This is a genomic window from Enterobacter quasiroggenkampii (assembly GCF_043972695.1).
GTDB lineage: Bacteria > Pseudomonadota > Gammaproteobacteria > Enterobacterales > Enterobacteriaceae > Enterobacter > Enterobacter quasiroggenkampii.
In genome coordinates, this window is record NZ_CP143745.1 from 2,622,507 (window position 1) to 2,645,266 (window position 22,760).

The 22,760-nt window shown below is 58.3% G+C and carries 20 protein-coding genes; 9 read left to right on the forward strand and 11 right to left on the reverse strand.

All coding sequences use genetic code 11. The features are described 5' to 3' along the window. Positions 1 to 3 precede the first annotated feature (3 nt). Both V1572_RS12575 and V1572_RS12580 read right to left on the reverse strand, forming a co-directional pair. Complete coding sequence (locus V1572_RS12575; protein WP_252077265.1) at positions 4 to 1,449, reverse strand: M20 family metallopeptidase; 1,446 nt, start codon at positions 1,447 to 1,449, stop codon at positions 4 to 6. Then, a complete protein-coding gene (locus V1572_RS12580; protein ID WP_262796144.1) occupies positions 1,449 to 2,759 on the reverse strand; it encodes a M20 family metallo-hydrolase in 1,311 nt (436 codons plus the stop codon). The genes V1572_RS12575 and V1572_RS12580 overlap by 1 nt, the downstream gene beginning before the upstream one ends. 175 nt (positions 2,760 to 2,934) lie before the next feature. Here V1572_RS12580 and V1572_RS12585 point away from each other — a divergent pair, with 175 nt between their 5' ends. Both V1572_RS12585 and smrA read left to right on the forward strand, forming a co-directional pair. Then, complete coding sequence (locus V1572_RS12585) at positions 2,935 to 3,846, forward strand: LysR family transcriptional regulator (RefSeq protein WP_196346209.1); 912 nt, start codon at positions 2,935 to 2,937, stop codon at positions 3,844 to 3,846. A gap of 356 nt (positions 3,847 to 4,202) precedes the next feature. Further along, on the forward strand, positions 4,203 to 4,766 hold the full coding sequence (gene smrA, locus V1572_RS12590) for a DNA endonuclease SmrA (RefSeq protein ID WP_045910355.1): 564 nt from the start codon (positions 4,203 to 4,205) through the stop codon (positions 4,764 to 4,766). 27 nt (positions 4,767 to 4,793) lie between these two features. On the opposite strand, the gene tcp is transcribed toward smrA, so the two are convergent. Further along, the gene (gene tcp / locus V1572_RS12595; RefSeq protein ID WP_045910356.1) at positions 4,794 to 6,455 is read right to left on the reverse strand and encodes a methyl-accepting chemotaxis citrate transducer; all 1,662 of its coding nucleotides are present in this window, start codon (positions 6,453 to 6,455) and stop codon (positions 4,794 to 4,796) included. A gap of 143 nt (positions 6,456 to 6,598) precedes the next feature. Between tcp and V1572_RS12600 the strand changes: the two genes are divergently transcribed. The 4 genes from V1572_RS12600 (at position 6,599) to V1572_RS12615 (ending at position 9,882) form a co-directional block, all read left to right on the forward strand. Continuing rightward, positions 6,599 to 7,465, forward strand: a complete 867-nt coding sequence (locus V1572_RS12600; RefSeq protein WP_196346210.1) for an aldo/keto reductase family oxidoreductase — start codon at positions 6,599 to 6,601, stop codon at positions 7,463 to 7,465. 159 nt (positions 7,466 to 7,624) lie between these two features. Continuing rightward, the gene (gene umuD, locus V1572_RS12605; protein ID WP_104948725.1) at positions 7,625 to 8,059 is read left to right on the forward strand and encodes a translesion error-prone DNA polymerase V autoproteolytic subunit; all 435 of its coding nucleotides are present in this window, start codon (positions 7,625 to 7,627) and stop codon (positions 8,057 to 8,059) included. Continuing rightward, entirely contained in the window at positions 8,043 to 9,305 is a 1,263-nt protein-coding gene (umuC, locus tag V1572_RS12610) for a translesion error-prone DNA polymerase V subunit UmuC (protein ID WP_252077263.1), read from the forward strand. Before umuD ends, umuC begins: the two co-directional genes overlap by 17 nt. A gap of 130 nt (positions 9,306 to 9,435) precedes the next feature. Further along, positions 9,436 to 9,882 carry a hypothetical protein gene (locus V1572_RS12615; protein WP_048030703.1) on the forward strand — a complete coding sequence of 149 codons (447 nt, stop codon included), beginning with the start codon at positions 9,436 to 9,438 and terminating at the stop codon, positions 9,880 to 9,882. A gap of 66 nt (positions 9,883 to 9,948) precedes the next feature. Here the strand turns inward: V1572_RS12615 and V1572_RS12620 are convergent, their stop codons facing one another. Continuing rightward, positions 9,949 to 10,929 (reverse strand): NAD(P)H-dependent flavin oxidoreductase, encoded by a 981-nt coding sequence (locus V1572_RS12620; protein ID WP_395299155.1) that lies wholly within the window; start codon positions 10,927 to 10,929, stop codon positions 9,949 to 9,951. 134 nt (positions 10,930 to 11,063) lie between these two features. Here V1572_RS12620 and V1572_RS12625 point away from each other — a divergent pair, with 134 nt between their 5' ends. Then, positions 11,064 to 11,948, forward strand: a complete 885-nt coding sequence (locus tag V1572_RS12625; protein WP_252077261.1) for a LysR family transcriptional regulator — start codon at positions 11,064 to 11,066, stop codon at positions 11,946 to 11,948. Here V1572_RS12625 and V1572_RS12630 read toward each other — a convergent pair. Continuing rightward, complete coding sequence (locus V1572_RS12630; RefSeq protein ID WP_395299156.1) at positions 11,920 to 13,374, reverse strand: PLP-dependent aminotransferase family protein; 1,455 nt, start codon at positions 13,372 to 13,374, stop codon at positions 11,920 to 11,922. The genes V1572_RS12625 and V1572_RS12630 overlap by 29 nt on opposite strands. A 96-nt stretch (positions 13,375 to 13,470) precedes the next feature. Here V1572_RS12630 and V1572_RS12635 point away from each other — a divergent pair, with 96 nt between their 5' ends. Beyond that, entirely contained in the window at positions 13,471 to 14,238 is a 768-nt protein-coding gene (locus V1572_RS12635) for an arylamine N-acetyltransferase (RefSeq protein WP_395299157.1), read from the forward strand. A gap of 18 nt (positions 14,239 to 14,256) precedes the next feature. On the opposite strand, the gene V1572_RS12640 is transcribed toward V1572_RS12635, so the two are convergent. The 4 genes from V1572_RS12640 to V1572_RS12655 all read right to left on the reverse strand — a co-directional run bounded on the left by V1572_RS12640 (position 14,257) and on the right by V1572_RS12655 (position 20,446). Beyond that, the gene (locus V1572_RS12640) at positions 14,257 to 17,334 is read right to left on the reverse strand and encodes an efflux RND transporter permease subunit (RefSeq protein WP_395299158.1); all 3,078 of its coding nucleotides are present in this window, start codon (positions 17,332 to 17,334) and stop codon (positions 14,257 to 14,259) included. After that, on the reverse strand, positions 17,331 to 18,479 hold the full coding sequence (locus V1572_RS12645; protein ID WP_395299159.1) for an efflux RND transporter periplasmic adaptor subunit: 1,149 nt from the start codon (positions 18,477 to 18,479) through the stop codon (positions 17,331 to 17,333). The genes V1572_RS12640 and V1572_RS12645 overlap by 4 nt, the downstream gene beginning before the upstream one ends. A gap of 78 nt (positions 18,480 to 18,557) precedes the next feature. Beyond that, positions 18,558 to 19,754, reverse strand: coding sequence for a sensor histidine kinase (locus V1572_RS12650; RefSeq protein ID WP_045910367.1), 1,197 nt, complete (start codon positions 19,752 to 19,754; stop codon positions 18,558 to 18,560). Then, positions 19,751 to 20,446, reverse strand: a complete 696-nt coding sequence (locus V1572_RS12655) for a response regulator (RefSeq protein WP_045910368.1) — start codon at positions 20,444 to 20,446, stop codon at positions 19,751 to 19,753. The genes V1572_RS12650 and V1572_RS12655 overlap by 4 nt, the downstream gene beginning before the upstream one ends. Before the next feature lie 124 nt (positions 20,447 to 20,570). Here V1572_RS12655 and V1572_RS12660 point away from each other — a divergent pair, with 124 nt between their 5' ends. Beyond that, positions 20,571 to 21,356 (forward strand): MipA/OmpV family protein, encoded by a 786-nt coding sequence (locus tag V1572_RS12660; RefSeq protein ID WP_395299160.1) that lies wholly within the window; start codon positions 20,571 to 20,573, stop codon positions 21,354 to 21,356. A 38-nt stretch (positions 21,357 to 21,394) separates the two neighbouring features. Here the strand turns inward: V1572_RS12660 and yajD are convergent, their stop codons facing one another. Together yajD and V1572_RS12670 are read right to left on the reverse strand one after the other, a co-directional pair. Further along, positions 21,395 to 21,742: an HNH nuclease YajD gene (gene yajD, locus V1572_RS12665; RefSeq protein ID WP_003857471.1), complete on the reverse strand. Its 348-nt coding sequence runs from the start codon at positions 21,740 to 21,742 to the stop codon at positions 21,395 to 21,397. Positions 21,743 to 21,819: 77 nt separating this feature from the next. Further along, positions 21,820 to 22,713: a PhzF family phenazine biosynthesis protein gene (locus V1572_RS12670; RefSeq protein ID WP_395299161.1), complete on the reverse strand. Its 894-nt coding sequence runs from the start codon at positions 22,711 to 22,713 to the stop codon at positions 21,820 to 21,822. Between the last annotated feature and the right edge of the window lie 47 nt (positions 22,714 to 22,760).

Sequence of the window (22,760 nt, forward strand, 5' to 3'; positions counted from 1 at the left end):
TTTTTATTTTAAAGGTGACGGTGTCACGCCTTGTGGGATCGGACACACGTACGGTTTTTCTTCTATTTGTTGTTCGAACTCTTCACGGCATTTTTTCAGCAGCGCGGCGTCCTGCAGCAGATTGAGCGCGGTCGCGCCCATCACTTTCCCGGCCAGCAGCATGCCTTTGTGGGCAATAGAGGTTCGCCCCTGAGATACCAGTTGCCAGGTATGCAGCGGCGTGCCGACGGTAAAGCAGGGGCTGAAGCACTGGGCGACCGGCATTTTCCAGCTGACGTCACCCACGTCGGTTGAACCTGCCAGCACGTTGTCGGTGACGGCATAAGGCGCGACTTCATCCACCAGCAGCGTCGCCTGATGACGACGGGCAAAGGCTTTACCCGCTTCGCCACCCGTGGCGGCAATATTTTTCAGGCTGTTTTGCAAATCGTTGGGCGTCAGCGTGGCGCGGATCTCGCGGGCAAACTCTCGCTCCTCGTTGGTCCACTCCGGCGTGCCGTAGTGCTGCAGGGCGCGATACATCGCCGCCTCAAGCGTGCGGTTCGGCAGGTAGCTGGAGCAGGCTTTATCAAAGCGGCATTCGACGGTGGTTTCGGTCATCATCGCCGCGCCCTGGGCAATTTTCTCGATGCGCTCGTAGATCTGCTGCGCATCCGCCATCTCCGGGGCGCGGATCAGGTACAGCACCTCGGCCTGCGCCTGCACCACGTTGGGTGAAATCCCGCCGGTATCGGTAATGGCGTAATGGACGCGCGCTTTCTCGATAATGTGTTCGTTAAGGAAGTTGGTGCCGGTGGTCATCAGCGTCACGGCGTCCAGTGCGCTGCGTCCCAGGTGAGGGGAGTTGGCCGCGTGCGCCGCCACGCCGTGAAAACGCCAGGCGGCCTGAATATTCGCCAGCGTGCTGACGTTAAACATCCCGGCAAAGGCTTCCGGGTGCCAGGTGACGGCGGCATCGACGTCATCAAACAGCCCTTCGCGCACCATAAAGGTTTTCCCGGAGCCGCCTTCTTCACCGGGACAGCCGTAAAAACGCACCGTTCCGCTGCCGCCGTGCTGCTCCAGCCAGCTTTTCACCGCCACCGCGCCCGCAAGCGCCGCGGTGCCTAAGAGGTTATGTCCGCAGCCGTGGCCGTTAGCCCCCGGCGTGGCGGTTTGCGCGGTCGCGCAGTGTGCCTGCTGGCTTAACCCGGCCAGCGCGTCGTACTCGCCCAGCAGGGCGATAACCGGTTTTCCGCTGCCGAAGCTGGCGATAAAGGCATTTGGAATACCGCCTGCCTCGCGGGTCAGCGTGAAGCCTTCGGCTTCCAGCTCGCTGGCCAGCCGTTCGGCGGACCAGAACTCTTCAAAGCGGGTTTCGGGGCGATCCCAGATCGCGTCGGCAATATCGGTTAACGTCCGACATCGCGTATCGATCGCATCGGCAATAAAAGCGTAGTTCTCCTGCATTACACACCTCGCGTCCACGGGAAATTCAGCGCAGTTCGCGCCAGCGTTTCGATGGCGACAGGCATCACCTGCTCATCGAAGTCGAATTTTTCGTTGTGATGTCCGGCGCTCAAATCCGTGCCAAACACCATATAGGACGCCATGCCGCCGTTCTGCTGCACGCGGGCCATCATCAGCGTGGCGTCTTCGGATCCGGCCGGGGCTTTCACCTTATCGATGGCGTGAACAACCCCGGAAACCTGGCTCGCCTGTTCGCGCAGATAATCAACCCAGGCCGGCGTCGGCGCGCTGGAGGTGGCGGCCCCCATCAGGCGCATCTCCGCGCTCACGCCGTAGAGCGCCGCTGCGCCGGTAATCACCGCCTGCGCGCGTTCAAAGACATACTGATTAATCGCTTCGCTTTCACCGCGGGTTTCAACCTTCATCAGCGCATTCGCGGGCACCACGTTGCGTCCGCTGCCCGCCTGCATCACGCCGACGTTTACCCGGGATGCGCCGTCGCTGTGCGGGGCGATGCTGTGCAGGGCGAGGGCGGCCTGCGCGGCGGCGAGCAGAGCGTTACGACCGTCCTCCGGCTTACCGCCCGCGTGTGCGGCCACGCCGGTGAAGCTCACGTCGAACTTGGTGGTGGCCATAAAGTTATCGCTGCCGCAGATTACCGTACCGGCAGGGACGCCGGTACCAATATGGATAGCCGTGAAATAGTCCACGTCATCCAGCGCCCCGGCGGCAACCATGGCGCGCGCGCCGCGCGTTCCTTCTTCGGCAGGCTGGAAGATCAGCTTGATGGTGCCGTTCAGCCGGGCTTCATTCTGCTTAAGCACCTGTGCCAGCCCCAGACCAATGGTGGTGTGGCCGTCGTGTGCGCAGGCGTGCATCATTCCCGGATTGCAGGAGGCAAACCCGTCGCGGAACGGGCGATGGCTGTTGTCGAGCGCTTCGCTTAAATCAAGGGCGTCCATGTCCACGCGAAACGCCAGGGTTGGGCCAGGGCGTCCGGTATTCAGGGTGGCAACAATGCCGGTAAAGCCGCCTTCAAACGGCGCCAGCCATTTCTCAGGCGCGCCTTGCTTGCGCGCGCGGGCAAATTCTCGCGCCAGGGTCGCGTCATCGGGCAGCCCCATCCGGCTTTCGGCATCGACGACGTCGCGCCCCATCGCCAGCGCGTAACCCAGCGAGTCCAGGGTCTCCGCGACTTTCGCGGCGGTACGAAACTCTACCCAGCCGGATTCCGCAAAATGGTGAAAATCGCGACGCCACGCGCTCAGTTGCGGGGTTAACGTCTGGATGTAGTGCGCCAGTGTGTCCATATCTGTTCCTGTCATCATTAAAATATGTGAACTGCTTCACGCTGTGATAGTTTTTACTTATCACTAACCGATTTTTCACAGTTTTAACCGTTCAGGAATTACCCTCGCACATCCCTTTCCAGTAAAGTAGATGACAGTTTCTTTACTCTGATAAACAACGGTTATCGGTCGGGCTATGTCATTTCAGGTTAAATTCCATCATCTCCGGGCGTTTGTTGAAGTTGCTCGTCAGGGCAGCATTCGCGGTGCCAGCAGGACGCTGAATCTTTCCCAGCCGGCGTTGACCAAATCCATCAAAGAGCTGGAGGAGGGCATGGCGGCGCAGCTTTTCGTGCGCAGGAGTAAGGGCGTCGCGTTGACTGAATGCGGCGAGGGCTTTTACCAGCGCGCCCGGCTAATTCTGGAAGAGCTGCGCGCGGCGCAGGATGATATTCGTCAGCGGCAGGGGGAACAGGCCGGGCAGATCAACATCGGGATGGGGGCCAGCGTTTCGCGCAGCCTGATGCCCGCCGTCATCACCCGCTTTCATGCCCAACATCCGCAGGTCAAAGTGCGGATAATGGAAGGACAGCTGGTGTCGATGATTAACGAATTACGGCAGGGCGAACTGGACTTCACCATCAACACCTATTATCAGGGACCTTACGACCAGGAATTTACGTTTGAAAAACTCTTCGAGAAGCCGTTTGCGGTATTTTGTCGCGAAGGGCATCCGGCAACAGGGGCAACGTCGATTAATGAACTTCTGCATTATAACTGGACAATGCCGACGCCGCGGGGAAGTTATTATAAGCAGTTAGAAGAGGTATTTAGGCATCGCTCGCAAATACCGCGAATTGGTGTGGTCTGCGAAACCTTTTCCTCCTGTATTAGCCTGGTTGCGCAAAGTGATTTTCTAAGCATATTGCCGCAGGAGCTAGGGTGTGACCCGCTGCTGGCGCACCGCCTGGTCATGCTGCCGGTTGTCGAATCGCTTCCAAAAGCAGCATATTATTTAATTCAGCGCCGCGATTCACGTCAGACGCCCCTGGCTGAATCATTAATTACACAGTTCAGACGGGAAGCGAGAAAAATAATCGTGGCGTGAAAGTGAGATAATAAAAAAACAGGATCTGCCCGACATCAGACAGATCCTCCAGTACACACAGCAGTGCGTCCTTTCGCCAATCCTGAGTATTATATCCATGAAGCAGGTATATTTAGGTATAACACCTTTCCCGCAAAATGAAAGGATATTGAGTGTTTGATTTTACGAAAATTTAACACAAATCACTTATTTCATCTTTGCTGAAATTTTACTTAAGTCATATTTAACTTTATTTTATAAATACTATATATATTCATCAGGTTAATATTTGTTGCGCACGACGGCCTGTAACGGTGATTGAGGCCTGTCTCGGGCGCAGGTATAGTACCGTCCTCAGTTGTAGCCGGAGGATATCCATGAACCCTGACGACAAATCCTTTTTTCTTGACGCCATGGAAGATGTCCAGCCGCTGAAGCGTGGCCCGGATATTCACTGGCAGCCCAGCCGCAATACGCGGACGCGCCAGGAGGTGGATAGTGAACAGCTGGATAACTTCCTGACGCTGGATTTTCTTGACCTTCTTCCCCTGGAAGAACCGCTGGCGTTCCAGCGCGAAGGGGTGCAGCAGGGCGTTATCGATAAGCTGCGCTCGGGTAAATATGCCCGCCAGGCCAGCTTAAACCTCCTGCGCCAGCCCGCCGAACGCTGCCGTCAGATGCTCTATTCTTTTATCTGCCAGGCCAGACGTGACGGGTTACGTAACCTGATTATCATTCACGGGAAAGGGCGGGAGCAGAACTCACATCCTAATGTGGTGCGCAGCTATCTGGCGCGCTGGTTAACCGAGTTCGAGGATGTACAGGCCTTCTGCGTGGCGCTGCCGCATCACGGCGGCAGCGGGGCATGCTACGTTTCACTGCGTAAATCCGATGAAGCAAAACAGGAGAACTGGGAGCGGCACGCCAAGCGCAGCCGCTAGCGGGCGATATTCTCGCCCGCCTGAAACTCAGAAGGTTTCCCAGTTGTTGTCGGTGGCGGCGTTTGCGGTTGCCGGGCGCAACAGCTGAGGCGTCTTCACGCTGGCCGGACGTGGAGCTACTGCTTTTTCTTTGCCGTTCAGACGAAACGCGGCCACCGCCTGGCGCAGCTGTTCGGACTGATCTTCCAGCGCCGCTGCCGCCGTGGCGGACTCCTGCACCAGCGCGGCGTTTTGCTGCGTCACGCTGTCCATCTGCGAAACGGCCAGGCTCACCTGCTCAATGCCGCGGCTCTGCTCGTCAGAGGCAGAGGAAATCTCGCCCATGATATCGGTCACACGGGTAACGGCGGCGACGATTTCCTTCATGGTGGTGCCTGCCTCGCTAACCTGTTCAGAACCGGTATTCACCCGGCTGACGGAGTTCTCGATAAGCCCTTTGATCTCTTTCGCCGCCTGCGCGCTGCGGCTCGCCAGCGTACGGACCTCGCCCGCGACAACCGCAAAGCCACGCCCCTGTTCCCCGGCGCGTGCCGCTTCCACCGCGGCGTTAAGCGCCAGAATGTTCGTCTGGAACGCGATGCTGTCGATCACGCTGGTAATATGCGCAATTTGCTGCGAACTGTCGGCGATTTCGTTCATGGTGCGAACCACGTTATCCACGACGTGACCGCCGCGCGCGGCCGTTTCAGAGGCGTTTTTCGCCAGCAGCGTGGCCTGACGGGCGTTATCGGAGTTCTGTTTAACCGTCGCGGTCAGCTCTTCCATGCTGGCGGCGGTCTCTTCGAGCGAGGCGGCCTGCTGCTCGGTGCGGGCGGAAAGATCGTTACTTCCTGCGGCAATTTCGCCTGCGCCGGTGTAGATGGAATCGGTGCTTCCGCGCACGGCGCTGACGGTGGTTACCAGCGACTGCTGCATCTCATGCAGACCCGCGGCCAGTTGACCCATCTCATTGCGGCCCGAGATAGCGATATCCTGCGTCAGGTCGCCCCCTGCAATGGCGCGAATATGGTTCATAATGGAGTGGAGTGGTTTTAACAGCAGGTGCTGTAAACCCTGCCAGATGACCACCAGAACCGCGATAACGGCCAGCAGAATTGCCGCCAGCGTCCACTGCATCTGCGTAAAGCTGCTCTGGTTCTCTTCGGTTGCGGCCTTCAGCAGGGTGTTGTTTTCGGCGCGCCAGCGGTTATAGACCGCTTCCATATCGTCCTGCGCCTGCTGCGCGTCCAGATCGCCATAGGCCTGATAGTTATCGGCGCGCAGATACTCAATCGATAAACGCATGACTTCGTGCATCTGGTTCCAGGATTTCTGCATCTCGTCGGTCAATGCCGCCTCCTGGCCCTTAACCTGCGGCAGTTTCTGCCACTCTTTGTTATAGGCTTCGGCTTTTGCCAGCGAGTCGCTTGCGGTGCCCAGCAGTTTATTGATCGCCGCAAGGGAAGCCGGGTCACGCTGGTTTTTCAGGTAGCGGATCGCCACGCGGGTGACGGTGACGCGCGTTTTCACCAGCGTGTTCACGCTGTCGCTCAGGCTTTCCTGCTGGGCGTTGAGCACGCCGGAGTTCTGGAAGTTATGGCGATCGTTGCTGACGGCAGAGTAGAACAACCCTCCCGTGACAACTTGCAGCAGACAGAATATGGTGAGGGCAAAGATAATACCGGTAATCACGTGCAGATTTTTCAGCATAGCGGTCGTCCGTTAGAGAAGATGCAGGGTTACTTCATTACTATCGTCGTAGAGAATGTAAACTTTAATTAACTCGCGCTTAACTAAAGGCTCCCAGAGGGAACCTGTTGTAAATCCGGATCATTTTTATGAGGAAGGCCAACATGAGCAGCATTGATAAAAGCGGGACGTACGCGCTTGGGACGCGGACGGTGAAACGACTGGGCTACGGCGCGATGCAGCTGGCCGGGCCGGGCGTCTTTGGGCCGCCGAAGGATAAGCAGGCCGCGCTGGAGGTGTTACGCGAGGCCGTGGCGGCGGGGGTGAACCACATTGATACCAGTGATTTTTATGGCCCTCATGTCACCAACCAGCTGATCCGCGAGGCGCTTCATCCTTATCGGGACGATCTGACGATCGTCACCAAGATTGGTGCCCGTCGCAACGACAAAGGCGCCTGGCTGCCGGCCTTTTCCGCACAGGAGCTGACGCAGGCGGTGCATGACAACCTGCGTAATCTGCAGCTGGACGTGCTGGACGTGGTGAACCTGCGGATCATGTTCAGCGCGCACGGGCCAGCGGAAGGGTCGATTGCTGAACCGCTCTCCACCCTGGCAGAATTACAGCAGCAGGGGCTGGTGCGGCATATTGGCCTGAGCAACGTCACGGCCACCCAGGTCGCGGAAGCGCAGAAGATGGTGCCGGTGGTGTGCGTGCAGAACATGTACAACATTGTGAACCGGGGTGATGATGCGCTGGTGGATCTGCTCGCGCAGCAGGGGATCGCGTATGTGCCGTTCTTCCCACTGGGCGGCTTTACGCCGCTGCAATCGTCCGGGCTGAAGGCTGTGGCGGATTCTCTGGGCGTCACGGCAATGCAGGTTGCGCTGGCATGGCTGCTGCAGCGTTCCCCGAATATCCTGCTGATCCCGGGCACCTCTTCCGTGGCGCATCTGCGGCAAAACCTCGCGGCGGGGGAACTGCAGCTGCCGCCTGACGCGCTGGAAACATTGAATACGCTGATGGACTGATCGTCACAGGCGCAAAGCCCGACATGCACTTCCGGGCTTTGCGCGTTTTAAATCTTCTGACACTTCAACGCGTTTGGGTTCGCTTCCGGAAATGACCTTGATCCCTGGCCATAATCCGTAATACTGTATTTATATACAGTATCTGGCGAGAAAGGCATTATGGACACTCTCTTTTCTTATCATCCAAACCAATCTATTGAATTACCGTTGTTTGCAGAGCGTGTAGCCTGTGGTTTCCCCAGTCCGGCTCAGGATTATGTGGAGGATCGTCTCGATCTTAACCGGCTGGCAGTAAGACATCCCAGTGCGACCTATTTTATCAAGGTGAGTGGAGACTCCATGATTGGCGCGGGGATTGGCGACGGCGATCTGCTGGTAGTTGATCGCTCGTTAAATGCCGAACATGGGGATATCGTCGTGGCGTCGGTCGCCGGTGAGTTTACGGTGAAGGAGCTACAGACGCGCCCGGCTCTGAGACTTCTGCCGCATAATGTCCGCTATCAGCCGATTACCTTTCATTCCGAAGAGGAACTGCAGATCTTCGGCGTCGTCACCCACACGCTTAAAACGCATAAACATGTTCGCGCTGGTTGATGTGAACAGCTTCTATGCCTCCTGCGAGAAGGTATTCCGCCCCGATCTGGAGGGGAAGCCCATCGTGGTGGTGTCCAACAACGACGGCTGCATTATTTCACTGTCGCGGGAGGCAAAGCAGTTCGGCATAAAAATGGGTGAGCCCTATTTTAAATTCAAAGAAAAACGGTTTCCGGAACGGGTTTACGTCTTCAGTTCAAACTATGCGTTGTATGCCGACCTCAGCAGTCGGGTGATGCAGACGCTGACCGATCTCGCTCCGGCCATAGAAATTTACTCGATCGACGAGGCGTTCGTGAACGTTTCAGGGATCGGTAACTGCCTTGCACTGGAAGCGTTCGGACACCAGATGCGCACGCAGGTCTTTAAAAATACGGGCTTAACCGTTGGCGTCGGCATTGCCCCGACAAAAACGCTGGCGAAGCTGGCCAACTATGCGGCGAAACGCTGGGTCAGTACCGGCGGCGTGGTCGATCTGTCGGGCCGGGAGCGGCAGCGTAAACTGCTGGCAAAGGTTCCGGTAGAGGAGGTATGGGGCGTAGGGCGGCGCATCACGAAAAAACTGAATGCGATGGGGATTACCACGGCGCTGGAGCTGGCGGAGGCCTCCTCGTGGGTCATTCGCAAACATTTTAACGTGGTGCTGGAGCGTACGGCGCGCGAGCTTCGCGGCGAGCCCTGTCTTGACCTGGAAGAGTACACCCCCACGAAGCAGCAAATCATCTGTAGCCGTTCGTTTGGTCATCGCATTACGCAATATGAAGAGATGCACCAGGCGATTTGCGCCTACGCGGAACGCGCCGCAGAGAAACTGCGCGGCGAGCATCAATACTGTCGTTTTATCAGCGTGTTTGTGCGCACCAGCCCGCATGCAGACAACGAAATTTATTACGGTAATCAGGCTTCGGTCACCCTGATGACGCCCACCAATGACTCGCGGGATATCATCCGTGCCGCCACGGAGGCGCTGGGGCGGATATGGCTCGACGGGTATCGCTATATGAAGGCCGGTGTCATGCTGGCGGACTTTTTCAGCAGCGGTGTCGCTCAGCTTAATCTGTTTGACGACAATCGCCTGCGCGCCAATAGCGCGGCGCTGATGGAGATGATCGACAGCGTAAATCACTCCGGCAAAGGGAAGATATGGTTCGCCGGGCAGGGGATTGAGAAACCGTGGGCGATGAAGCGGGAAATGTTGTCACCGGCCTATACGACGCGATACGCGGATTTACCGGTGGCGAGGTAAAAGGCGGTTATTTTGTGGCGTTGTGGGTCGCGATCTCAGGCAGTAATTGCTCAATCACGCTGACGACTTGTCATCAACGATCGGCGCGTTATACTCACGCGTTAAAATAAATGTATTGTGGGGCAGGGATATGCACGAAAGTCTAAAAATGATATCAGTCGCTCTGCCCCTCATTGCGCTTCTCATTCTGTTAAGCTTTTTGGTCAGACGCATTCGCCAGGCAAAACGTATCATTTCAGACCGTAACGGGATGAAAAAGATATCTGCCAATCCCTCAATATTTGGCGGAAATGCAGGTAAAACCTGGTTTTATGATGACCAGTTTTTATATGAAGTTAAAAACAACGCCACCCGTAAAATTGCGCTGGCTAACATCATTAAAATCAGACCGGGGAATACAGAGATAAACAGCAGACGGGTCTGGATTGTTATTTACCGTGATGGTGCAAATGAAAAGCAGGTGCAGTTTTATAACAATCTTACCCTCTGGAATCATAACTTCACGGCTTTTCTGGCAGCGGTAAAACGTGCCAATCCTGACGCTGTCGTTAAAGAACGCGCAATCCTCAATCTATGAAAAAGAGCCGCAGACGGTTTGCGGACGCTGCTCCTGTGCAGCGCCCATAGCATCAGGGTTAAGGGCTTACTCAACCGTTAATGCATCGACAACCTCGGCCACGCTTTTCACGCTTCGGATATTCCCAATCCCCGTGCCGAGCGCGATATAGCCTTCATCGGTGTTATCTTCCAGCATGCCCAGGCGCAGGCCCCGTAATCCGCCCATCGCCTTGCCCAGCGCTTCGTTGCTTGCGCCCGCTTTATCCATCGCCGCCAGTTTTTCCGCCAGCTTGCCGGGAAGAGAACGATAGTAGTGGGGGACGGTGCGGAAAAGCAGCAGGTCCAGGCCGTTGGCGGCAACAATTTTCTCTTTGACCCCCTGCGGCACGCGGCTTTCTTCGGTACTGATAAATACGGAACCGGCAAACACGCCTTCCGCCCCCAATGCATGCGCCGCTCTGGCGGTGCGATTATCGGTAATACCGCCCGCGGCCATCACCGGGACGTGCTTCACGGCGTCGGCAATCAGCGGCACGATGGAAAAGGTCCCCAGCGCCGTCGCGGGTAGCGTCCCACCCTCGTCAAAACCGGTGGCGACGATGATGTCTGCCCCCATCTCTTCAGCCAGAAGGGTGTTTTCCGGCGTGGGATTGATGTCGCGGTAGATAATGGCAATGCCCGCCTCTTTTAACTCACTAAACAGCGCGGGAATAATGCTGCCTTCCCCGTAGCCCGTGTACACCACGGCCCTGACGCCTTCTTCTTTTACCACCTTAAGAATTGGCCCGGTCCAGACGTCATTAACGGCGGTGGGGATCAGGTTGACGCCGAAGGGTTTTTCGGTCAGCCGTTTGGTTTTACGAATTTCTTCCCGCATTTTTTCGGCGGTTGCTTCCGGCGTGGAGACCGCGGTATCGGCGGTTAACCCTGCGTTGGGACCCAGCACGCCGAGTCCTCCGGCATTGCTGACCGCGGCCACTAAACGGGCATCAGTAAGCCAGGATAACGGTCCCTGAATAACGGGCTTTTCGATACCCAGGATCTGACAGATACGGTTATTTTTCATAGCAGACTCTCCCTTACGTTTGAATGAGGGAGAGTGTAGAGAGTAAGATTGTTAGGAAAAATAGCCAGAAAGATTCATCACTGTTATAAAATCAATAACAATCATTTTCTCCCGCTCGCGGCAAGACATCCCTTATGCAAATAAACCTCTTTGAATCTATTCGGATTTTTATTGAAATTGTCGACTCGGGGAGCCTTACCCAGGCGGCAGAGAATCTGCAGGTCCATCGACCGGCAGTGACCAAAGCGCTGCAGCTTCTGGAACAACACAGCGGCACGCGGCTCCTGCAGCGCACAACGCGTCGGATTAGCCTGACGCCGGATGGGGAAGCGTTTTATCGCCGCAGTAAACCCCTGCTGGCGCAGGCGGATGAATTACTGGAGTCGTTTGGTTCGGACCGTGCAATACACGGCCAGTTGCGAGTCGATATGCCTGTCTCTTTTGCAACGCTGCGGGTGATACCCAATCTGCCTGATTTTTATCGTCAGCATCCCGAGATCGAGATCATTCTGAGCAGCTCTGACCGCCGTCGGGATATGCTGCGGGACGGCCTGGACTGCGTGCTGCGGGTGGGCGAGCTGGACGATGGCGATTATATCGCGCGTAAAGTCGGGAACATTAAAATCACGACCTGTGCCAGCCCGGCCTGGCTGGCAAAACACGGTACGCCAGAAACGCTGGAGGATTTACGCAAGCATCAGGCCATCAACTGGATTAACAACAGCAGCAGGCACATTCAGCCGTGGACGTTTACCACGCCAGAGGGCGTCGCGGAGATCGCGCTACCCGGTAAGCTGGTGGTGGATAACTCCGAGGCCTACATCGCGGCAGGCCTGGCCGGGCTAGGGGTAATGCAGGGGATGAATCTCTTTCTCCAGCCTTACATTGACCGCGGCCTGCTGGTTGAGGTCTTGCCAGCCTATCGCTCGCCGGACCGCAAACTGTCACTGCTCTACCCACACCGCCATCTCTCCCGCAAGGTGCGGGTATTTACCGAGTGGCTGGAGAGTCTGGTGTGAAAGCGGCCAGCTCATGGCATAGCGCACCAATCTGCTCCACGGCATTGAGCAGGCGGGGCGTCGGTTCGTTTGCGCAGTTTAGCCGCAGAAAGTGCGTGAGTTCTGCGCCAGGAGAAAACAGGGGACCGGGGCTGACGCCAATACCCCGCGCCAGCGCGCGACGATGCACCTCCAGCGCGTTGACCTGCGGAGGAAGTTCGACCCACAACAGAAAGCCAGCTGCGGGGACGTTTACGCGGGTGCCGGGGGGAAAACTGGCCCCGACCTGCGCCACGACGGCGGCTATTCCCTCTGCGATCCGCCGCTTTAGCCGCCGCAGGTGACGGTCGTAGTCGCCGCTTGCCAGCATCTCGCTCGTCGCGGCTTCCAGCAGCGGCGCACCTGCCCACTCTCCGGCCATGCGGGCCTGCAAGACCTGCGTGTAATAGCGTCCGGCGGCAATCCAGCCGATTCGCCACCCCGGCGCAAGCGTTTTTGACAGGGAGCTGCAGTAAATCACATTCCCGCTCTGGTCGAAGGCTTTGCAGGCCGGAGGACGTTGCCCGTCACCGACCAGGTCACCGTAAACGTCGTCCTCAATCAGAGGAATACCGGCCTCTTCAAGCAGAGCAACCAGTTCCTGCTTGCGCGCGACGGGCATGCTGGCACCCAATGGGTTTTGCACGGTGGGCGAGGCCAGAACGGCCGCAGGACGGTGGCAGCGGATGGCGTCAGCCAGCGGTTCCAGTAACAGGCCTTCAGCAGGATCGGTGGGGATTTCTAAGGCCTTCAGGCCTAAATCCTCCAGCAGCAGGAGCGTGCCGAAGTAGGCGGGCTGCTCAATCGCCACCACATCACCTGGCTGACACACGGCCCGCAGGGCCAGGCGCAGCGCCTGCGTCGCGCCCGCGGTGATAATAAGATCGTCCGCGCCGAAACGGGCTCCCCACTGCGCAGCGCGCGCGGCAATCTTACTTCGCAAGTCTGCTCTTCCAGGAGGCAGGCTGTAGCTCTGCCCATGCGCGTCCAGACGACGGCCCGCGGAGTGCAACGCCCGCTGCAGCGCTTCCCCGGGCAGCCACGCGGGATCGGGCAGGGCGGCGCCCAGCGGGACCAGACGGGTTTCTGCACTGCTGAACAGCGACCGGGCCACGGCGGACAGGGTGACGGGGACCGGGCCAGCCGGGGAACGCGCGGGCTCCGCACGCTGAGGCTGGCTGATCTGGCGAATGTAGTAACCCGAACGCGGACGCGCAACGATCAGCCCCTCGGCCTCAAGGCAGCGAAGGGCCTCCAGCGCCGTCGGAAGGCTAACGTGCTCGCGTTCGGCCAGTTTTCGCGCGGAGATCATCCGGTCACCGACTCGCAATGCGCCTGAAGAGAGCGTGAGGCGTAGACTCTCAGCAATCCGGCGATAGTGTGGTGAGGAGGTGGACGGGGCAGACATGGGTATCTGTTCAGGCTAATTTTCGATAAAACTGACTATACAGCCAATGATGCGCGCCATCTATAGTGTCCGGCATGTTCAGGACAAGGAGGCATTATGCACAGCGATAATTTCGACATTTCCTCGTATTTCAAACGCATAAACTACACCGGACCGGCGGCGGCCGACACGTCCACCCTGCATGCGCTGATGCGTCATCAGCTCTTTTCCGTTCCCTTTGAAAATCTGGACGTGCAGGCGGGTAAAATTGTCTCGCTGGCGCCAGACGACATTGCCGATAAGGTGTTAAAGAAAGGGCGCGGCGGCTACTGCTATGAGGTGAACGGGCTTTTCGCCATGGCGCTGGAAGCGTTAGGGATACCTTACCGTTTTGTGGCGGCGCGTCCGATGTTCTACCCTGCACGGCGGCCAAAAACCCATATGGCGTTAATCGCTGAAGTGGAGAGCAGGCAGTGGCTTTGCGATCTCGGGTTCGGCAGCTACGGCATCCGCGCGCCAATGGCGCTGGACACGCTTGACGTGGATATCCCCCAGGATTTCGACACGTTTCGCCTGAGCCGCAGCACAGAGGGTGAGTATCTGCTCGAGGCGAAGGTGGAAGGCGACTGGGCCCGACAATACGGCTTCGATCTCACGCCTCAGGAGTGGATTGATTTCGTCCCGGCCAACTACCTGAACTCCACGCACCCGGATGCGATCTTTGTGCAGAAGCGGGTGGTGGTGCAGCACAGCCCGGAAGGACGCCAGATTTTACTGGGCGATATGCTGAAAACCATCACGGCGAACGGCACTGAAACGCGGCAGCTGGCGGAGGATGAAATCCGCCATGTCCTGACAGACCGTTTTGCGCTCACCGCCGCGTAATCGGAGAAAAATGGAGACTCAGCCCGGCCCGTCGGCTGTGGCTTTGCGCTGAGCCCCCCACTGTAACAGCAGGCTAAACGACGCGGGTAACACGGTCAGCGTCACCAGCGTCGCAGCCAGCAGCCCGCCGATGATGGCATAGGCCATTGGGCCCCAGAAGACCTGGTGAGAGATGGGGATCATCCCCAGAATGGCGGCACAGGCAGTCAGACAGATGGGTCTGGCCCTGTGCTCCGCGGCCGCCATAATCGCGGCATCATTTGCCATCCCCTGAGCAAGATTGCTGTCAACCTCGCTAATCAATATTACCGCGTTACGCACGATCATCCCCGCCAGGGCGATGACGCCCAGCAGCGCGACAAACCCCATCGGCGTTCCGCCAGGCAGCATAGCCAGCACGATCCCCGGTAAACCAAACGGGGCCATCAGGAGCGCCAGCAGCATCCGGGAATATCGCCGCAGCTGAAGCATCAGCAGCAACAGCATGATGACCAGCGTTACCGGAAGAACGGTAAATACGGAGCTGTTCCCCTTATTCGATTCGGCAACCGCGCCGCCTTCTTCAATGCTGTAACCTGCGGGCAGGTTCGCGCGCAGTTTATCCACCGTCGGACGCAGCGCGGCGGATACCGCTTCAGCCCTCAGCCCCGGGGCGAGGTCGGTTTGCACCGTGATAAAGGGCACACGCTGCCGACGCCAGATGACCGGATCGTCCACGCCCCAAACCGGCGTTGCGACGGCGCTGAGCGGAATTTTTTTACCGTCATTCCCCTGAATCGTGAGTGAGGAGAGGGTGGCGGTGCTCTGGCGCGCGCTGTCCTTGGCCCTGAGCACCACGTCGACAAGGCGGTCATTATCTCTGATGGACGTGACAACGCTGCCGGACCAGACGGTATTCAGCGTGCGGGCGAGGCTTTCTGACGATATTCCCGCCGCTCTGGCCGCCGTCTGATTTACCTCAAGGGTAATGACTCTCTCCGGCTCTCCGGCCGTCTGGTTAACGTCGCGTGAGAACGGGGAGCGGCCAATCGCGTCCGTGAGACGGTTCGCAAACGCCCGGACCTGCAGATAATCCGGCCCGCTCACCCGGTATTTGATGGGCCAGCCGACGGGAGGCCCCAGCTCAAGGGGCGACACGCGCGTGATGATGTCGCTAAATTGCGTCGCCAGGATCGTGTTGAGCTGTGCGTGCAGACGATCCCGCGCCGCAAGATCCTTCGCGACCACAACCATCTGGGCGATATTTTCATTTTCCAGCAGCACGTCCATCGGCAGGTAAAAACGGATGGCGCCTGAGCCAACGTACGTCGAAAAGCGAACGATATTGCTGTTGTCGGCCAGCGCTTTTTCCAGCTTTTCCACCTCTCTGAGCGTTTCCGGCTGCGACGCGTTGGCCGGAAGCGTCAGGCTGACCAGCAACTCGGGCCGGTCCGAGGCGGGGAAAAACTCGCCCTGCATAAACGTCGTGCCGTACGCTGACAGCCCCAGCGCGGCAAGCGCAATCAGTACGGTAGCGAGCCGGTGGCGGAGCGCCAGGCGTAAAAGCCGTCCATACCCGCGCGCGATCCTTCCCGGTCCTGCCGCGTGATGTCTGACTTTTTCCGGCAGCAGCCACGTGCCCGTTAGCGGCGAAAACAGGATCGCGACGGCCCAGGAGCAGAGCAGGGCGATGAGCACCACCGCAAACAGGGAGAAGCAGTATTCACCGGCGCTGGAGGCCGCAAAACCAACGGGAATAAAGCCGGCAATCATGACCAGAGTACCGGTGAGCATCGGGAAGGCCGTCGTTTTGAATGCATAGGTGGCCGCGTGTCGACGGGAATCCCCGGCTTCCAGCCGGGAGACCATCGTTTCGACGGCGATCATGGCGTCATCCACCAGCAGGCCCAGGGCAATGATCAGCGCCCCGAGCGAGATACGCTGAAGGCCAATACCGGCGAGCATCATGCCGACAAACGTCATGGCAAGCACCAGCGGAATGGCCGTCGCCACCACCAGTCCGGCCCGCAAACCCAGCGAGACAAATGAAACCGCCAGCACGATAACAACGGCTTCGATAAGTACCCGGATAAATCCGCTTACCGCGTCACTGACCACCGCTGACTGATCGGCGACTTTCACCATCTCGATACCGTGCGGCAGCCCGGCGCTGAGGGCCGCCATTTTTGCGTTCAGCGCAACACCGAAACGCAGCATGTTGCCTGTCGGCGCCATCGACACCGCCAGACCAATAGCCGGTTTGCCGTTCACCCGGTAGGCCGGGGCCGGTGGCTCGGCGATTTCCCGAGTGACGGTGGCAATGTCGGTCAGCGGAATATAGCGATTGTTAACGTGCAGCGTGACGGCGCGTAAACTCTCTTCGGTGGTGAGCGCTCCGCTGACTTTTATCGCCATGTTCTCCTGCCCGGTACGCATCGTTCCTGCGGGGACAACGGTGTTTTGCGCCCGGAGGGCGTCGGTAACCTCCTGAATATCCAGCCCCATACCGGCCAGGCGCGCCGGAGAAAAGGCGAGAACCCACTGCTCCTGCTGTTCGCCCAGCAGGGTGGTTTTACCCATATCCGGCAGAGACATGAGCTCGCGCCGTATTGTCTCTGCACGATCCCGCACCTCCCGCAGCGTGAAACCTTCGGGAATAAAGGCGTAAATTGTGCCGAACGTGTCGTCAAACTCGTCATCCACGGCAGGACCCTGCACCCCTTCGGGCAGGGACGGCGCGATGTCCTGCATTTTTTTGCGAACCTGATACCAGATATCGGGCACGCTTTGCGGGGGCGTATCATCACGGAGGTTGACGTGAATAACGGTGCGTCCGGCACGGGTTTCACTTTCGAGATAGTCCAGCCAGGGCGTTTCCTGCAGCTTTTTTTCAAGCGTATCGGTCAGCAGGCGGGTGGTATCCGTCACGGAGGCTCCCGGCCACTGTGCGGAGACGACGGCCGTTTTAATGGTGAATGCCGGATCTTCATTACGCGGCAGCTTTTCATAGCAGAACACGCCCATCGCAATTACCAGCAGCATGAAAAAGCTGACCATCTGCTGGTTCTTCAGCGCCCAGGCGGAGAGGTTAAATTTGGTTTCCGATTCTGTGTTCATGGCTGAACCTCTCCGGCCATCACCGGCTCGCCGGATCGTAATGTGCTCACGCCCGCCGTAATCACCCGATCGCCTGGCTCAAGGCCGGAGGCAATTATGACGGAGGAGGCCGTATAGCCGACGGGCACCACCACGCGCAGTTGCGCCTGCGAACGCGGGGTAATGACGAAAACGGCCGGTTTGTCGCCGACGCGGGTCAGCGCCGACGCGGGAAGCGCGTACCCGTGCGGGGCGTCGGAGGGCAACGTCACGGTGACGCTGGCGCCCAGCGCCATGGCCTCCGGCGGGTTTTGCAGGGTAGCTCTGACGCGCCACGTGCGGGTCTGAGGATCGGCCTGCGGGGTGATATCCCGCAGTACGGCAGACGCCTGCACCGACGGGTCGCTGAGGAGGGAAACCTGCAAAACCGCTTTATCCAGAGTCGGGATCGCATCGGGCGCGGCAATGTCAAACGCCACGTCGCGGGCTTCCCCGGTCGCCAGCGTCAGCACGGACTGACCGTCACTGACAACCTGGTCCGCAGAGGCGCTCACGGCTGTGATGACGCCCGCTTGTGGGGCGATCAGGCGCGTCCAGCCGAGACTTTCGCGGGCATTTCGCCATGCGGCCTCGCTGCTTTTTAAGCGCGCGCGAGCGACAAGCCAGTCAGCCCGGGCGCTGTCGAGCTGCGTGCGGGCTATCGCGCCTGTTGGCATAAGCTTTTGCATGCGACTGACGTTAAGCGCGGCGACCTGGGCTGAGGCTTTGGCGCCTTCATAGTCGGCCGCGGCGCTGTCGAGCTGGTTTTGCCCGGTCGTATTATCAAGCGTGGCCAGCAGCTGTCCGGCAGTGACCCGGTCGCCAATATCAACGCTACGCGTCAGTATCCGGCCTCCGGTGCGAAAGCTCAGGGTCGTTTCATCGTGGGCATGGATCTCACCGGTTCTTTCCAGCGCGGGAAGGGAGTGGGCGGTGCCAACGACGACGTAGCGTACCTTACGCACTGGGTCAGGTTTGTTTTCGTGTTTATCACCGCAGCCGGTCAGCGGAAAAATCGCCAGCGCAAGCAGGGCCAGGGGAAGAAAATGCAGCCAGGAAAGGGTGCGCGCCACGCCGTACAAATGATGCAGGCAGTGGCGGAGGGAGAGAAAAAATTCGTCTGACATAACGCCGCTCCATAAAGGGAATGGCGTTATTAAATGCGCGCTACGTCGAGAAAGATTCGATGTTCTGTCAAGGCTTTATCAAGAGTGGAGATTTTCATTATCGGACGGATGCCAGGGCAACAAAATGCACACCGCGAGGCCGCCGGTTTCCGGTAATGACGCGCTAATCTCTCCCCCATGCGCCTGGCAAATCGCCCGGGCGATGGACAAACCAAGGCCGCTGCCGCCGGAATGCCGCGCGCGGGACTGCTCCTCGCGGCTAAAGCGTTTAAACATTTCCGGTAGGAACTGAGGCGACACGCCCGGCCCGTCATCGGTGAATTCGAGGATGTAATGCCCGCTGGCGTAATGCAGAGCCACCTCAAGGTGGCCGCCTTCGCGTCCGTAACGTAGCGCATTTTCCATGAGGATGGTAACGACCTGTCCCATACGGAACGCATCGCCCCGGAAGGGGCTGGTGTGCGGGTTACGCAGCGTTATCCTGAAATGATGCGCATCCGCCTGGGGCATGATCCAGGCAGCCCGCTCCTGAATCAGCTCATCCAGACAGAACGGCTGGTCCTCCAGCACAAGGTTACCCGCGTCTGCCAAAGAGAGAAGGTGAAGTTCATCGGTGAGGCGGTTGAGGTGCTGGAGCTGTTTCATCACCATGCCCAGCTGCGCCGGGCTGGCATCAAACACGCCGTCTAGCATGCCCTGCAGACGCCCGATGGCGGCCGTCAGGGGCGAGCGCAGCTCGTGCGCCATCGCGACGTGCGAGGCGCGGAGCTCTTTCTCATAGCGGGCAAGTTGTCCCGTCATAGAGTTAAAGTCGGTCGCAAAGCTGACCATTTCTGCCGGTGCATCTTTGATCAGCTCAGCCTGACGGCCAAACTGACCTTCGGCGACATCCTTTGCCGCATCGCGAAGTCGGCTGAACTGCAGTGCCAGCGGGCGGGCGTGTTTGAGCCCCATCACCACAATAAACGGGATCATCACCAGCACCAGCAGGGCCACCGTGACCCAGTCCGCTGAGGCGATGGACGGCGTGGAATAGCTCAGGCCCCACCAGGTGTCCACAATCGAGTGGAAGCGGGCCGGGTTGGCCTGCGGGTTCTGGCTGAGCGTCAGAAACTCCTGCCGGACCGCTGGCGGCATCCTGCCCATGATCCAGTAGTTCTGGACCGCATAGCGCAGCCACATGCAGGTGGCAATGACGATCACGCTGCCGATGGCCAGCGCTAAAATGCGCGCGCAAATCCAGCGCCACAGAGAGGCGTGTCGGTTTTTTATCATGGCTGTCTGAACCTGTAACCCACGCCGCGCACGTTGATCAGCACGCCGGAAATACCCACCGCTTCGAGTTTTTTACGCAGGTTATAAATATGGGTGTCCACCACGCGCTCCAGCGCCTCGCTTTCCGGCAAGCAGTGTTCCAGTAAATACTGGCGGGAGAACGGGTGCGCAGGCGAGCGCAGCAGCGTTGCCAGAAGCGAGAATTCCGTTGGCGTAAGATCGAGCATCACAGGCGTGTCGTCGCCGTTGTCCACGCACGCCACAATGGCGGCGACATCCACCGCCAGCGTTTGCCAGCGAAGGATCTTTTCCTCTGTCTCTTTTTTACTGCTGCGCCGCAGCACCGCCTGCACCCGCGCCACCACTTCGCCCGGATGATAAGGCTTCACAACGTAATCATCAGCACCGTAACGCAGGGCGCCAATGCGATCGGGAGTATCCCCCATGGCCGTGACCATGATCACCGGCACATCGCTTTTACGACGCAGGCCCGCCAGCACCTCGGTGCCGTTAAGTCCCGGCAGCATTACATCCAGCAGGATGAGGTCGGGCTTCCACCGCTGCGCCATATCCAGCCCGGAAAGACCGTCTCCGGTAATGGTCACGTCGTAATTTTCACGCCGTAAATAGGCTTCGAGCACGCCAGCCGCATCGGCGTCATCTTCAATAATCAGCACTCTTCTGGATAACATCCGTTCACCTTGACCATTTCTTAACACTATCCCGACGATTCATTGATTCAGCCAAATCATACTGCGCCAACATTGTGTGGCTGTCCCTGTCTCAGGAGACGCCAGCGTCTGTAAGGAGAGCAGTATGATAGCGATAAAAAAAGTCCTGTATATGTCCGTCCCGCTTCTGATGGTCGTGGCATCCGCCGCGCAGGCGGATGATGACACCGCGTCCGATTCCTTAACCGTCGGGCTGGGAGGGCAATATGCCCCGCGTTACTCAGGCTCAGACAAGCAGGTGTGGCAGGTGGTTCCTGTGCTGCAGGGACGCAAAGGCGCTTTCTTTGTTGATGCACCAAAAGGGGTGGGATATGACCTGCAAAACGACAGCGGTTGGTATTTCGAACACACGCTGGGCTACGACCCCGGAAGGGCTGATAAAAATTCTGGCTGGCGTGAGGGTGCAAACAACCTGAAAGGGATGGGGGACATTAATGCCACCCTGAATACCGGCCTTGCCGTCGGCTGGCAGGCCGCGCCATGGCTGAGCATGGAAGGCAAAGCGACGCTGCCGTTAACCGACAGTCAGGGGGCAAGCTATCAGGCCTCCGTTACGCTGATCCCGGTACAAAATAACCAGGACACGATCGCCTTTCAGTCTGCGGCCCTGTTTGGCGACAGCCGTTATATGAATACCTGGTATGGCGTCAGTGAGCAGCAGAGCCGCCGCACCGGCTATCGCCGCTATTCAGCGCCGGGTGGATTTTATGGCGTCGACACCAGCCTGACCTGGAGCCATCAGTTCGATGCTCACTGGGGAACAGTCCTCAGCGCGGACTATACCTGGCTTGGCGACCATGCCAATGAAAGCCCGATCGTGATGCGGCGCAATGAGGGGTCTGCAACCGCCGCTATCACCTGGACATTTTAAATTCGCGCCGCACGATGTGAGCGAGGGGGGAGAGAGGATTACTTCTTCTTATCCATCATCGCCTTTAAATCGGCAAACGGGTTAAACGTGGCGACGCCCACGTCTTTTTGCGCATCTTCCCCGGCCACCACGGTGGTGCCGTACTGATCTGCTTCGGTGTATTTCGAATGCTCGTGATCGTGGCAAAACAGGCACAACAGCTCCCAGTTGCTGCCATCTTCCGGGTTGTTGGTATGGTCGTGATCGATATGGTGAACCGTGAGTTCACGCAGATTGGAATAGACAAACTCGCGCGAACAGCGTCCACACACCCATGGATAGATTTTTAATGCTTTTTCGCGATAGCCGCTTTCCAGCCGCGCGTAGTTTTTGGGGATCAAAGCCATTGCCGGTTTTACCTGTCATAAAAATAGTGAGCCAATATATCTCATCAGGCACTGTAAATGTATATACGCTTCCTCCGTTAGAGTGATAATGTGCCTTCAAGCGTAATGACGCATTTTCCGCCGACGCGAACCACCGCCTTTCCTGAGGAGGCATCGTATCCCGTGAACAGTACGCTTGCTCGTCCCATATCGACCCCCTGACTGACTGTCAGGTCAAGCGTCGTTTTGTCGCGGTGTAATGCCAGTAGCGCCGTAACAGCGGCGGTCGCGCTGCCTGTTGCAGGATCTTCCGTCATTCGGGGCGTAAACATGCGTGCTTGCACATCGCAGGGCGCATCGGAATCTGAATCCAGGGTATAGGCATAGAGTGAAACTGCACCGTCCAGTGGTAACGTCGCACGAAAACCCTGTAAATTGGGCACGCATCGACGGAGCGCCTCGCGAGAGGCCAGCTCGGCTATCAGGAAGGGCAGACCCACCGACGCGACGACGGGCATATGTACCTCGGTACGGATATCTTCTGCGTTCAGGGACAAGCAGGCAGCCACCTTTTCCGGGCTAACTTCAGAGCGGCAGGAGAGTGCCTCTGGTACCAGGAGTTCTGCGCCAGTCACCGTATCGTTGTCACGCAGCAGGCGCACGGGCACCAGGCCAGCGATTTCCTCGAAGTGCAGTGTATCAGGCAGGTGCTGATGATTCATCGCAGTGTGATGAGCGAGCACGTAGGCGGTACCCACATTCGGGTGCCCGGCGAAGGGGATCTCGCGCGAGGGCGTAAAAATTCGGACGCGTGCTGTATTGGATGGGTTGTCTGGCGGCAGCACAAACGTCGTTTCGCTGTAACCAAACTCAACGGCGACCTGCTGCATTTGTGCTTTACTCATGCCCTCCGCATCGAGTACGACGGCAACAGGATTACCCAGAAACGGCGTGTCAGTAAAAACATCCGCCACAACATAGCGTCTTTTCATTTTTTATCCAGTGTGAAAGGTCCCGACCTATAGTAGTAACGTTAATT

Bases quoted from the DNA above. Each gene is read 5' to 3' on its own strand.
- V1572_RS12575 (WP_252077265.1), bottom strand. From the start codon at position 1,449: ATGCAGGAGAACTACGCTTTTATTGCCGATGCGATCGATACGCGATGT.
- V1572_RS12580 (WP_262796144.1), bottom strand. From the start codon at position 2,759: ATGGACACACTGGCGCACTACATCCAGACGTTAACCCCGCAACTGAGC.
- V1572_RS12585 (WP_196346209.1), top strand. From the start codon at position 2,935: ATGTCATTTCAGGTTAAATTCCATCATCTCCGGGCGTTTGTTGAAGTT.
- smrA (WP_045910355.1), top strand. From the start codon at position 4,203: ATGAACCCTGACGACAAATCCTTTTTTCTTGACGCCATGGAAGATGTC.
- tcp (WP_045910356.1), bottom strand. From the start codon at position 6,455: ATGCTGAAAAATCTGCACGTGATTACCGGTATTATCTTTGCCCTCACC.
- V1572_RS12600 (WP_196346210.1), top strand. From the start codon at position 6,599: ATGAGCAGCATTGATAAAAGCGGGACGTACGCGCTTGGGACGCGGACG.
- umuD (WP_104948725.1), top strand. From the start codon at position 7,625: ATGGACACTCTCTTTTCTTATCATCCAAACCAATCTATTGAATTACCG.
- umuC (WP_252077263.1), top strand. From the start codon at position 8,043: ATGTTCGCGCTGGTTGATGTGAACAGCTTCTATGCCTCCTGCGAGAAG.
- V1572_RS12615 (WP_048030703.1), top strand. From the start codon at position 9,436: ATGCACGAAAGTCTAAAAATGATATCAGTCGCTCTGCCCCTCATTGCG.
- V1572_RS12620 (WP_395299155.1), bottom strand. From the start codon at position 10,929: ATGAAAAATAACCGTATCTGTCAGATCCTGGGTATCGAAAAGCCCGTT.
- V1572_RS12625 (WP_252077261.1), top strand. From the start codon at position 11,064: ATGCAAATAAACCTCTTTGAATCTATTCGGATTTTTATTGAAATTGTC.
- V1572_RS12630 (WP_395299156.1), bottom strand. From the start codon at position 13,374: ATGTCTGCCCCGTCCACCTCCTCACCACACTATCGCCGGATTGCTGAG.
- V1572_RS12635 (WP_395299157.1), top strand. From the start codon at position 13,471: ATGCACAGCGATAATTTCGACATTTCCTCGTATTTCAAACGCATAAAC.
- V1572_RS12640 (WP_395299158.1), bottom strand. From the start codon at position 17,334: ATGAACACAGAATCGGAAACCAAATTTAACCTCTCCGCCTGGGCGCTG.
- V1572_RS12645 (WP_395299159.1), bottom strand. From the start codon at position 18,479: ATGTCAGACGAATTTTTTCTCTCCCTCCGCCACTGCCTGCATCATTTG.
- V1572_RS12650 (WP_045910367.1), bottom strand. From the start codon at position 19,754: ATGATAAAAAACCGACACGCCTCTCTGTGGCGCTGGATTTGCGCGCGC.
- V1572_RS12655 (WP_045910368.1), bottom strand. From the start codon at position 20,446: ATGTTATCCAGAAGAGTGCTGATTATTGAAGATGACGCCGATGCGGCT.
- V1572_RS12660 (WP_395299160.1), top strand. From the start codon at position 20,571: ATGATAGCGATAAAAAAAGTCCTGTATATGTCCGTCCCGCTTCTGATG.
- yajD (WP_003857471.1), bottom strand. From the start codon at position 21,742: ATGGCTTTGATCCCCAAAAACTACGCGCGGCTGGAAAGCGGCTATCGC.
- V1572_RS12670 (WP_395299161.1), bottom strand. From the start codon at position 22,713: ATGAAAAGACGCTATGTTGTGGCGGATGTTTTTACTGACACGCCGTTT.